The sequence below is a fragment of the Streptomyces sp. CB01881 genome (assembly GCF_002953255.1).
Classification (GTDB): domain Bacteria; phylum Actinomycetota; class Actinomycetes; order Streptomycetales; family Streptomycetaceae; genus Kitasatospora.
Genome location: NZ_CP026498.1, coordinates 10,560,374 through 10,571,143, shown reverse-complemented (window position 1 = coordinate 10,571,143; position 10,770 = coordinate 10,560,374). Strand labels below are relative to the sequence as shown.

The 10,770-nt window shown below is 73.7% G+C and carries 9 protein-coding genes; 5 read left to right on the top strand and 4 right to left on the bottom strand.

The window, feature by feature from the left end; genetic code table 11:
- Window positions 1-408: 408 nt before the first annotated feature.
- Entirely contained in the window at window positions 409-975 is a 567-nt protein-coding gene (locus C2142_RS35515) for a DJ-1/PfpI family protein (RefSeq protein ID WP_148646952.1), read from the bottom strand.
- Between the two features lie 262 nt (window positions 976-1,237).
- On the opposite strand from C2142_RS35515, the gene C2142_RS35510 reads away from it, so the two are divergent.
- Entirely contained in the window at window positions 1,238-1,786 is a 549-nt protein-coding gene (locus C2142_RS35510) for an alpha/beta fold hydrolase (RefSeq protein WP_148646951.1), read from the top strand.
- Window positions 1,787-1,913: 127 nt separating this feature from the next.
- Here the strand turns inward: C2142_RS35510 and C2142_RS35505 are convergent, their stop codons facing one another.
- The gene (locus tag C2142_RS35505) at window positions 1,914-2,336 is read right to left on the bottom strand and encodes a hypothetical protein (protein ID WP_148646950.1); all 423 of its coding nucleotides are present in this window, start codon (window positions 2,334-2,336) and stop codon (window positions 1,914-1,916) included.
- Window positions 2,337-2,724: 388 nt separating this feature from the next.
- Between C2142_RS35505 and C2142_RS35500 the strand changes: the two genes are divergently transcribed.
- Window positions 2,725-3,993 carry a glycerophosphodiester phosphodiesterase gene (locus C2142_RS35500; protein ID WP_148646949.1) on the top strand — a complete coding sequence of 423 codons (1,269 nt, stop codon included), beginning with the start codon at window positions 2,725-2,727 and terminating at the stop codon, window positions 3,991-3,993.
- Window positions 3,994-4,074: 81 nt separating this feature from the next.
- Here C2142_RS35500 and C2142_RS35495 read toward each other — a convergent pair whose 3' ends face one another.
- Together C2142_RS35495 and C2142_RS35490 are read right to left on the bottom strand one after the other, a co-directional pair.
- Entirely contained in the window at window positions 4,075-6,375 is a 2,301-nt protein-coding gene (locus C2142_RS35495; RefSeq protein ID WP_148646948.1) for a transglycosylase domain-containing protein, read from the bottom strand.
- A 184-nt stretch (window positions 6,376-6,559) separates the two neighbouring features.
- Window positions 6,560-7,633 carry a hypothetical protein gene (locus C2142_RS35490; protein ID WP_148646947.1) on the bottom strand — a complete coding sequence of 358 codons (1,074 nt, stop codon included), beginning with the start codon at window positions 7,631-7,633 and terminating at the stop codon, window positions 6,560-6,562.
- 120 nt (window positions 7,634-7,753) lie between these two features.
- Here C2142_RS35490 and C2142_RS35485 point away from each other — a divergent pair, with 120 nt between their 5' ends.
- The 3 genes from C2142_RS35485 (at window position 7,754) to C2142_RS35475 (ending at window position 10,657) form a co-directional block, all read left to right on the top strand.
- Window positions 7,754-8,761 carry an SPFH domain-containing protein gene (locus C2142_RS35485; RefSeq protein WP_148646946.1) on the top strand — a complete coding sequence of 336 codons (1,008 nt, stop codon included), beginning with the start codon at window positions 7,754-7,756 and terminating at the stop codon, window positions 8,759-8,761.
- Window positions 8,758-9,804, top strand: a complete 1,047-nt coding sequence (locus C2142_RS35480; RefSeq protein WP_148646945.1) for a hypothetical protein — start codon at window positions 8,758-8,760, stop codon at window positions 9,802-9,804. Before C2142_RS35485 ends, C2142_RS35480 begins: the two co-directional genes overlap by 4 nt.
- A gap of 202 nt (window positions 9,805-10,006) precedes the next feature.
- Entirely contained in the window at window positions 10,007-10,657 is a 651-nt protein-coding gene (locus C2142_RS35475) for an HAD family acid phosphatase (protein WP_148647227.1), read from the top strand.
- The last annotated feature ends 113 nt before the right edge of the window (window positions 10,658-10,770 follow it).

The following is a 10,770-nucleotide window of genomic DNA, read 5'->3' as shown; positions in this document are numbered from 1 at the left end:
TGTGCCGATCCCGTCATGCCGCCACCCCTCCCGCGTTCGGAACGGGCGGAGTCCCCACAACTGCCGCCCTGCTCCTGACAGCTGACACTCTGGCAGTTGGACACGAAGCAGTCGTCGGCCCCAGGTCCGGAACGCCTCAGACCCAGGTCTCATCTTTTTCCGTCGGTTCCCTCCCCCTCAGGTCGAACACGACCCTGAGACCCCCCCGAGAACCCCCGGGGTGCCGCGAACGCCGTGCCCCGCTCCCGCAGGGCGGGGAGCGGGGTACGGAAGGTACGGAAGGCACACCGACGCAACCGGCCCGGCCGGATCAGACAGACCCGGTCAGGCAGGCTGGGGCACGCCGGACCCGGTCATGCCCGGTCACGCCGGGCAGGGCCGGGCAGGGCCGGGGCACGCCGGGTCGGCTCAGGAGAGCGGGGCCTTCACCCGCAGCACCTCGACGAACGCCCGGAGCCACGCCGGGTGGTCGGGCCAGGCGCGGGCCGAGACGACCACACCGTCGACGACCGCCTCACCGTCCACGAACTCCGCGCCGGAGGCGGCCACGTCCGGCGCCAGCGCCGGGTAGGCGGCGCTGCGCCGGCCGGAGAGCACCCCGGCCGCGGCGCTGACGAGCGGGCCGTGGCAGATCTGCGCGACCGGCTTGTCGGCCTCGAAGAAGTGCCGGACGATCCGCTGCACGTCCGGGTTGTTCCGCAGGTACTCCGGCGCGCGACCGCCGGGGATCACCAGCGCGACGTACTCGGCCGGGTCGACGTCCGCGAGGGCGAGGTCGGCGGGCCAGGTGTAGCCGGGCTTCTCGGTGTAGGTGTCGAAGCCGTCCACGAAGTCGTGGACCACGAACTGGAGGCGCTTCTTGGCCGGTGCCGCGATGTCGACCTGGTAGCCCTCCTCGCGCAGCCGCTGATAGGGGTAGAACACCTCCAGCGACTCCGCGGCGTCACCGGTGACGAGCAGGATCTTCGATGTCATCGCCGACATCCCTTCACATGATCGACCGTCAGACATGGTGCGGGCCAGCCTCGGTGGCGACCGGTGCGGGCCGGGGAACAACCTCCCGCACCCGGCAGTGCCGACGCAACAGGGCACACCGGGCGCGCAGCAGCGCACGAGCGCCCGCGCGCGCCGGGCCCGACCGCGCGCGCTACTGCACCACCACGCGCGCCCCCTTGTCGAGCTGAGCCCTAAACTCCAGGTGCCCAGGTCACCGCCTATCCGAAGGGAGTCCGCACCCATGGCGGACCGCGTCACCTACCTCGTCCTGCCCGGCTACGAGAGCTCGGGCCCCGAGCACTGGCAGACCCGCTGGGAGGAGGCCGACCCGGCAGCGTTCCGGCGCGTCCAGCAGGAGGACTGGGACCACCCGGAGCCGGAGGCCTGGGTGGCCACCGTGGACGCAGCGGTCGCCGCGGCGGCGGCCGACGGTCCGGTGGTCCTGGTCGCGCACAGCCTCGGCTGCGCCACGGTGGCCCGCTGGGTGGCCTCGGCGCCGGCCGAGCGGACCGCCGTCGTGCGGGGCGCGCTGCTGGTCGCGCCCGCCGACATCGACAACGCCGACGTCCCCGAGCTGTTCGGGTTCCGGCCGGTGGCCCTGGAGCCGTTCCCGTTCCCGGCCGTGGTGGTCAACAGCCCGGACGACCCCTGGGTCACCCCGGAGCGCGGCCGGGGCTTCGCCGAGGCGTGGGGCGCGCAGTACGTCGAGACCGGCCCGCACGGGCACCTCAACTCCGCGTCCGGCCTCGGGGACTGGCCGGAGGGCCGGAAGCTGCTGGCCGGGCTCTGACCCGGCCGCGGACCGGGCGCGCCCCGGGAGGCGGCGGACCGGGCCCACCCCGGGGCGGCCGCCGGCCCGGCCCGGGGGAGGCCGCGGGCACCTCGGGAACGGCGGGACGGACGGGCCCCGGACGAGGTCAGCCCCGGCTGAACAGGAGCTCGTTCGCCCCGTACAACTTCAGCCTCGGAGTCCCCTGGACCGTGAAGGCGCTCAGGTCCAGGACACACGGCTGTGCCCGGCCCTCGACCGACACCTCGACGCCGTAGTGGGAATTCCTGCGGTACTCCTGCCACGTCCCCGCGGCCGGCCGCAGGCCCGCCCCGGAGCCCGGCACGGGCGTCTCCCCTCCGCAGAGCGCGGCCGGCAGGGAGGAGGCGCCCAGCCGGCCGCCCTCCTCCAGGACCAGCACCGCCGAACCGCTCGTCCACAGCCCGACCGGGCCGACCGGCTTCTGCCCCGTGCTGCCGAGCACGACGGCCGCGATCGTCACACCGACGACCACCACCAGCCCCGCGATCGCCACCCGCGAACCCCCCTGCCCCGCTCCCCCGTTGCGCATGGCCCACAGCATAGGGAGCGCCGGCCCCCCGGTCACCGGTCCGCGGAACCCGGCGGTGCTCCCACGCCGGCCCGCTCCGCGCAGGCCGACCGCGCGGGCGGCGCGCCGGACGCCGGGAGGCCGTACGGGCACCGGCGCTCCGACGGCCGCCGCACCCGCACGCACTCACGCACGCACGCACCCGCACGAACCCGGCGGCACACGGCCGCGGAACCCGGTGGCGCGCGGAGGAACGACGCGAATTTATCCGCAGTTCGCCCGTCGGCCACCCGGCCGCGGGCCGCTGCTCCTAGTCTGCGGGCGACGAGCACCACCGCGACCGGCACCACCGCGGCCGCCACCATCCCGGCCACCACCGCCGCGCCATCCGCGCGGGCAAGGAGCACCCATGACACACCGTCCGCTCGACGGCAGCACCCCGGCAGCACCCGTGCAGGGCGCCGACTCCTCCCGCCGCCGGTTCCTGCGCGCGACCGGCGTCGCCGGCCTGGGCGCGGCCGCGCTGGCCGCCGGCGCCGGGGAGGCGTTCGCAGCGCCCGGCGAGGACCAGCCCGAGGCCTCCGAGGAGCGGGCGGCCGCCGCCGCACCGGCCGGGACCCGCGCGCCGGTGCGCACCGGAACCGGTCTGGACCGGCTGCCGCACCCGCTGGTCATCGGCCACCGCGGTGCCCCCGGCTACCGCCCGGAGGAGACCCTGGGTTCCTACGAGCTGGCGCTGGAGCTGGGCGCGGACGTCATCGAGCCGGACCTGGTGCCCACCAAGGACGGCCACCTGGTGATCCGGCACGAGAACAACATCGCCGAGACCACCGACGTCGCCGACCACCCCGAGTTCGCGGGCCGCAAGACCACCAAGACCATCGACGGTGCGCCGCTCACCGGCTGGTTCACCGAGGACTTCACGCTCGCCGAGCTGAAAACACTGCGGGCCAAGGAGCGCCTGCCGCAGCAGCGCCAGCGCAACACGCTGTACGACGGCCGCTGGCAGATCCTCACCTTCCGCGAGCTGGCCGACTTCGCGCGCAAGCGCGGGCGCGAGCTGGGCCGCGACGTCTGGCTCTACCCGGAGACCAAGCACCCGAGCTACTTCCGCTCGATCGGCCTGCCGCTGGAGGAGCGCCTCGCGGACGAGTTGCGCCGCACCGGCCTGGCGGGCAGGCGCGGGCGGGCGATCCTGCAGTCCTTCGAGCCGAGCAGCCTCCAGCGGCTGGCGAAGCTGGTCGACAACCCGCGGATCCAGCTGCTCAGCGGCCCGACCAGCCAGCCGTACGACTTCGTGCTCTCCGGCGACAAGCGGACGGTGGCCGACCTGGTGACGCCGGAGGGGCTGCGCTGGATAGCCTCGTTCGCGCACGGCATCGGCCCGACCACGCAGCTGATCGCGCCGGTCGACGCGAGCGGCAAGCTCCTGCCGCCGACCACGCTGGTGCGCGACGCGCACGCGGCCAACCTGCTGCTGCACCCGTACACCGTGCGCAACGAGAACGGCTTCCTGCCGCTGGACTACCGCCGCGGCACCGACCCCAACGCGTACGGCGACGCCATCGGCTGGGCCAGGTACCTCTACGAGCTGGGCGTGGACGGCTTCTTCACCGACCAGACCGACACCACGATCCTGGCCCGGCAGGACTTCTGGGCCGCCAAGGGCGTCAACTGAACAGCCGCTGAGCGCGCCTGACGACCGTGCCCCGGACCGCGAGAGCGGGTGGTCCGGGGCACGGTCGTCAGCGGGCGGGCGTCAGTTGTCGTCGGCCTGGTCGGTCGGCGGGGCGCTGCGCGGACGCCCGGGTGCGGGCGTCCGGCCGCCGCCGGGCCGGCCCGGCGCGGTCTCGGGCCGGCTGCCGCCCGGATCGACGGTGCCGCTCGGACCGGAGCCGCCCGGGCTCGCGCTCGGGTCCTTCTTGGGCGGCGGGTCCGGGATGTAGACGGTCTGGAAGGTCTCCTCCGGCATCCCCTTGACCGCCTGGTTCATCGCCATCTCCCAGATCGGTCCCGGGCCGGTGGCGCCGAAGACCTCCTCCTGGTACTTGCCGCCGATCCGGATGTCCTTCATCGGCACGCCCTTGGACGGCCCGCCGAGCCAGACCGAGGCGGCCAGCGAGGGGGTGTAACCGCTGAACCAGGCGGCCTTCTTCTCGTCGGCGGTACCGGTCTTGCCGGCGATCTGGCGGCCGTCGTCCAGCCCCAGGTCCCGTGCGGTGCCCTTCTCGGTCACCCCGAGCAGCACGGTGTTGATCACGTCGGCGGTGTTCTCGGAGATCGCCTGGCCGCACTTGACCGGGGTGACGGGCACGTCCCGGCCGTCCACAGTGGTGATCTTGTTGATCGCGACCGGCGTGCAGTGAGTGCCCCGGGCGGCGAAGGTGGCGTACACGTTCGCCATGACCAGCGGGCTGACCTCCTGGGTGCCGAGGCCCAGCGCGGGCAGCTCCTGGAGCGGGTCGCCGCTGGCCTTGGCCGCGATGCCCAGCTTGTTGGCCATCTGCTTGACCGGGCAGAGGCCGATCTCCTGCTCCATCTGCACGAAGTAGGTGTTGACCGACCGCGCCATGGCCTCCTTCAGCTGGTACGGGCCGACCTCACTGGCCGACTCGTTGGGGACGGAGCCCTCCTTCCGGCCCTTCTGCAGGTTCTTCCAGTTGCCCGAGCAGGTGGACATCGTCGGCCAGTCCATCCGGTTCGGCGACGGGTACTGCTGGGTGGGCGGGAGCCCGGCCTCCAGCGCGGCGGCGGCCACGATCGGCTTGAAGTTGGAGCCCGGCTGGAAGCCGTTGCCGCCGCCCATCGCCGCGTCCACGTTGTAGTTGACGACGGTCTCGTTCTTGGCCGGGTCCAGGCCGTACGGGCGGGTCTGGGCCATCGCCAGGATCTTGCCGGTGCCCGGCTCGACCATCGTCATCGCCGCCGAGACCGGGTCGGAGACGAACACCTTCTTGGTCACCGCGGCCTGCGCGGCGGCCTGCTTCTGCGGGTCCAGCGTGGTGTAGATGTTGAGACCGCCCTGGTCCCACAGCTTCTTCCGCTCGGCGGCGGTCTTGCCGAACACCGGGTCCTGCTTGACCACGTGGCGCACGTAGTCGCAGAAGAAGCCCATGCCCGCGTTGGCGGTGATGCAGCCGTTCTGCGGCTCCTTGTAGCGCAGGCCGAGCGGGGTCGCCTTCGCCTCCTTGGCCTGGGCCGCCGTGAGGTGCTTGTTCTCCACCATCTTGTCGATGACGGTGTCGCGCCGCTTCTGGGCGGCGACCGGGTGCGTCTTGGGGTCGTACTGGGACGGGTTCTGCACCAGGCCGGCGAGCGTGGCCGCCTCGGGGAGGGTCAGGTCCTTGGCGTCCTTGCTGAAGTACCGCTGGGAGGCGGCCTGGATGCCGTAGGCCTGGTGGCCGTAGAAGGTGATGTTCAGGTAGTTGGAGAGGATCTGGTCCTTCGTCAGCTCCTCTTCGAGCTTGATGGCGTACTTGAGTTCCTGGATCTTGCGGCCGATCGTCTTGCGCTGCGCCTCGCGGACGGCGGCCTGGTCGTCGCCGGCCTTCTCGACGTTGACGTTCTTCACGTACTGCTGGGTCAGCGTCGAGGCGCCCTGGACGGCCGTACCGCTCTCGGCGTTCTTGGTGACGGCCCGGAGCACACCCTTGAGGTCGACCGCGCCGTGCTCGTAGAAGCGCGCGTCCTCGATGTCCACCTGGGCCTGGCGTATCAGGGGCGACATCTGGTCGGCGGGTATGACCGTGCGGTCGCGCTCGTAGACCTTGGCGATCAGCACGCCCTGGGCGTCGAAGATCTGGGAGGCCTGGCTCAGCGGCGGGGTCTTGAAATCGTCGGGAATGCTGTCGAAGCTGTCCGCCGTGCTCTTGGCGGACAGTCCGAGTGCGCCCGCCGCCGGCAGGGCCACCCCCGCCAGCAGGACGCCGGCCAGCGTGCTGTAGCCGAGGAACTTCACCGCGTGGCCCAGCAGGCCGAGTGGCGTCTCGCGGCGCCGGGGACGCGGGATCCAGGTGTCGCCCTGATCCGGGGGGGCGATGCGGCGGCTCTTCCGTGACATAGCCGGAACACTACGTCCACGAAAACCGCCCGTGGGGCGGGTGTTGGCCAAGCAATGTCACAAGTCTGCGACAGATTCGCCTCATTCCGGCCGGTCGGGCACGCCTTCGCCGCAACCCCGCGTACCGGCAAGGATCGTTCGCCCACGCCCGTTCGGGCCGCCCGGGCGGATTGATGAGCGCACGTCAGTCCGACCGGCGCTTCTTCCGCAGCCCGAGCACCGCGCCCACCACCGCGAGGACGGCCACCACGCCGACGGCGCTGTCCGACGGACCGTCCGCGGAGCCGGAGGAGGCGGCCGCGGAACCCGCCGAGGGCGAGGCGCCGGAGGCCCGGCCGGGGGGCGCCTCGGCCCCGCCCGACGGCGGGGCGGACGGCAGCGGCTTGACCGTGTCCGGGAGTTGGCCGTCGTCCAGCGGCTCCCGCCAGACCGGGCTGTCCTTGCCCTCGGTGCCGCAGAGCACCGACCGGCCGTCCGCCGTGAAGGTCACCGACTCGCCCTGGCGCTGCAGCGGCGCGGCGAGCGGGCCGAGTTCGGTGGGCGCGCCGTCCTTCCAGCGGTACAGCCCGGCGGAGAGGTAGCCGCGCAGGACGAGTCGGGTACCGTCCGGCGAGAAGGCGCCGTCGGTGACCCACGGGACGTCGCCGATCCGACGGAAGGTGTTGATGCCGGCGGTGGAGAGCTTCTCCGGCCCCTCGTAGAGGCCGCCCCCGCCCTGCTTCTTGCTGGCGATGTACGCCCGGCCGGTGATCGGGTGGACCATCAGCGCCTCGGCGTCGCGGGGCCCGTCCTCGTAGCGGACCCGGTAGCGGATCACGTCCACGGACTGGTCGCGCAGCTCGGCGGGCTCCGCGAACGAGTAGATCCACACCTCGGACCACTTGCCGCCGAGGTTGTCGCCGAGGTCCCCGACGTACAGCCGCCCGTCGGGGCCGAGTGAGATCGCCTCGACGTCGCGCGGCTCGATGCCGCGCAGGGTGACGGTGGCGACGGTGCGGCCCTGCGAGTCGACGGCGTAGACGTACGGGCCGTCGTCGCTGTCGTTGTGCGTCCAGTAGACGCCGGGGTGGGCGAGGCTGGCGGCGAGGCCGCTGGACTCGGTGATCCGCGGGTCGGTGATGGTGAACGCCTGGCCGGCACCGTCGGCCGCGCGGGCGGGCGGCGCGGCGGCGAGGGCGATCAGCGCGAGGGCCGCCGTGAGGGCCGCCGAGGCGCGGCCCGCCACCCGGTGCCGCTTCCGCCGTGTGTTCGTTCGCATCCTCAGCACCCGCCGATCCTCCCACGGCGCCCGGCACCGGACCGGAAACCCCTTTTCGTCATCTTGACGAGATTGCCGCGCGCGCCATATCGTCGCACTGACGAAAAGGGGGTCCCGCTCATGGCCGACATCACCCGGCGCTTCGGACTGCGCCACCTGCGCGCCGTTCCCACCGCCCACATCCGCCACCTCGACCGGGGCAAGGTCGCCCACGACGGCACCGGCCTCGCCTTCTGGTTCCGCCCGCTCACCGCCGCCCTCTCCGAGGTGCCGGTGGACGACCGCGAACTGGCGATGCTCTTCCACGCCCGCACCTCCGACTTCCAGGACGTCACCGTGCAGGCCACGCTGACGTACCGGATCACCGAACCCGCCACCGCGGCCGCCCGCGTCGACTTCGGCATCGACCCCGACACCGGCGCCTGGCGCGCCGCGCCGCTCGACCAGATCGCCACCCTGCTCACCGAGACCGCCCAGCAGCACGCGCTGGGCCTGCTCGCCCGCACCCCGCTCGCCGCCGCACTGGTCGACGGCGTCAGCACCGTCCGCGACCGGATGGCCGCCGGACTCGCCTCCGAACCGCGGATCACCGAGACCGGGCTCGCCGTGATCGCCGTCCGCGTCGTGGCGCTGCGCCCCGAGCCCGAGGTCGAGCGGGCCCTGCGCACCCCCGCCCGCGAACTGGTCCAGCAAGAGGCCGACCGGGCCACCTTCGAACGGCGGGCCGTCGCCGTCGAGCACGAGCGCGGCATCGCCGAGAACGAACTCGCCAACCGGATCAAACTGGCCCGGCGGGAGAAGCAGCTGATCACCCAGCAGGGCGCCAACGCGCGTCTCCAGGCCGAGGACGAGGCGGTCGCCGACAAGGTCCGCGCCGACGCCGAGGCCGGGCGCCGCACCCGGCTCGCCACCGCCGAGGCCGAGGCCGCCCGCGCGCTCGGCGAGGCCAAGGCCGCCGCCGAGGCCGCCTGGCTCGCCGCCCACCAGCAGGCCGACCCGGCCGTGCTGCGGGCGCTCGCCCTGATGCGGCTGGCCGAGCACCTGCCGCGGATCGACAGCGTCACCCTCACCCCGGACCTGCTCAGCGGGCTGCTCGCGAAGCTCGCCGGCCCGGCGGGTGAGCGGTGACGCTCGCGCCCCGGGTCGTCCTGGTCCACCGCCGCACCGAGTACGAGGAGTTGCTCGCCCACCACGGCACCCCCGGGCAGGCCGCGTTCTTCCTCGACTCCCGCGGCCGCTCCGTCGCCGAGGTCGAGCACCGCCACCACCGGCAGGCCGAGGCGCTCGCCCGAGCGGCGGCCGCCGTCCCGCTCGACTGGCGGCGCACCCGGGTCGAGCGGGCCGACCTCCCCCGGTTCCTGTTCGAACCGGAGGACGTGGTCGTCGTGGTCGGCCAGGACGGCCTGGTCGCGAACGTCGCCAAGTACCTCGACGGCCAGCCGGTCATCGGCGTCGACGCCGACCCGGGCCGCAACCCCGGCGTCCTGGTCCGCCACCGCGCCGACGCGCTGCCCGCCCTCCTCCCGGCCGCCGTCGCCCGCAGCGGCTCCCGGCACCTGGAGGAGCGCACCATGGTCGAGGCGGTCGCCGACGACACCCAGCGGCTGCTGGCGCTCAACGAGGTGTACGTCGGGCAGCCCGGGCACCAGACGGCGCGGTACCGGCTGACGGTGACCGGGGCCGGGGGCGCCTCCGCGGACGCGCCCCCGCTTTCCGCGGAATCGTCCGCACCGCGGGGCTTGCCCGGGCCACGGGGCTCCGCCGGGCTGCAGGGCTCTGCGGGGCTGCAGGGCTCCGCCGCATCGCGGGGCTCCGCCGCGCCGCAGGCCTCCGGCGAGCCGCAGGCCTCCTCCGGGGTGCTGGTCGGCACCGGGACGGGTGCCACCGGCTGGTGCCGGTCCGCCTGGCTGGAGCGCGGCGGACCGCTCGCCCTCCCCGAGGCGGCAGCACCCGCGCTCGCCTGGTTCGTCCGCGAGGCGTGGCCCTCCCCCGTGACCGGCACCAGCCGGGTGCACGGGGTGCTGGACGCCGGCCGGCAGCTGGTGCTGACGGTCGAGTCGGACCGCCTGGTCGCCTTCGGCGACGGCATCGAGACGGACGCGCTGGAGCTCACCTGGGGCCAGAGCATCCGGCTGGGCGTCGCTGCGACGCGGCTTCGGCTGCTCGGCTGACCGGGCCGCCACCGGCGCACCCGGCCGGCTCCCGCGCGGTGTTCGGGGCGTTCACTCGCCGGATGCACAGAAGATTGTTACCTGTCGGTAAGCAAGAGTCCTGTTGCCGGGCCTAACGGTGTGCAAGATTTGCCATGGCCGCGTCGTGTTCGTCACCTCGCGGAATCCGACACCATGACAGAAAGGCTCCCCGGTGGCAGGTATGAAACTGGTCGGCAGAGCAGCCGCCCCCGTTGTTCTGGCCGGCGCACTCCTCGCGGGCCTGGCCGGCCCGGCGGCCGCCGCCGCCCCCGCCCACTCGGCACCCGCCGTCGCCCAGGCGACGGTCCAGGCTCCGGCCGCGGCGCCGCTCTCCGCAGCGGGTGTGACCGAGAGCCAGTGGCTGGCCGACGTCCGGGCGGCCCTCGCCCCGGCCCGCGCCTACATAGAGCAGCGCACCTCGGGCGCCGGCGCGGCCGTCCGCCCGGCGATCGTGTTCGACATCGACAACACGACGCTCCAGACGCACTTCCACCCCTTCAGTCAGCCCGCCATCGGCGCCTCGCTGGAGCTCGCGACCTACGCGCACGCGCGCGGCGTCGCGGTCGTCTTCATCACCGCGCGTCCGGACTTCATCGAGTCGCTGACCCGCTGTGCCCTCCAGCGCGCCGGGTACCCGGTGGACGGCCTGCACGGCCGCGACCTCGACGACCTGTTCCAGCCGGTGCAGGACTTCAAGACCGCCCAGCGCGCCGCGGTCGAGGCGGAGGGCTACACGATCATCGCCAACGTCGGCAACAACACCACCGACCTGGAGGGTGGCCACGCCGACCGGACGTTCAAGCTCCCCGACTACAACGGCCTGCTCTCGTAGGGTCCGTCAAGTCATCGGCGCTCCGGCGCCCGGCCGGCCTCCGGGACGGCCGGGCGCCGGGGTGTTCGGTCCCGGGGTGCCCCCGTCCCCGGGGGTTCCTCGGAGGTACCCAG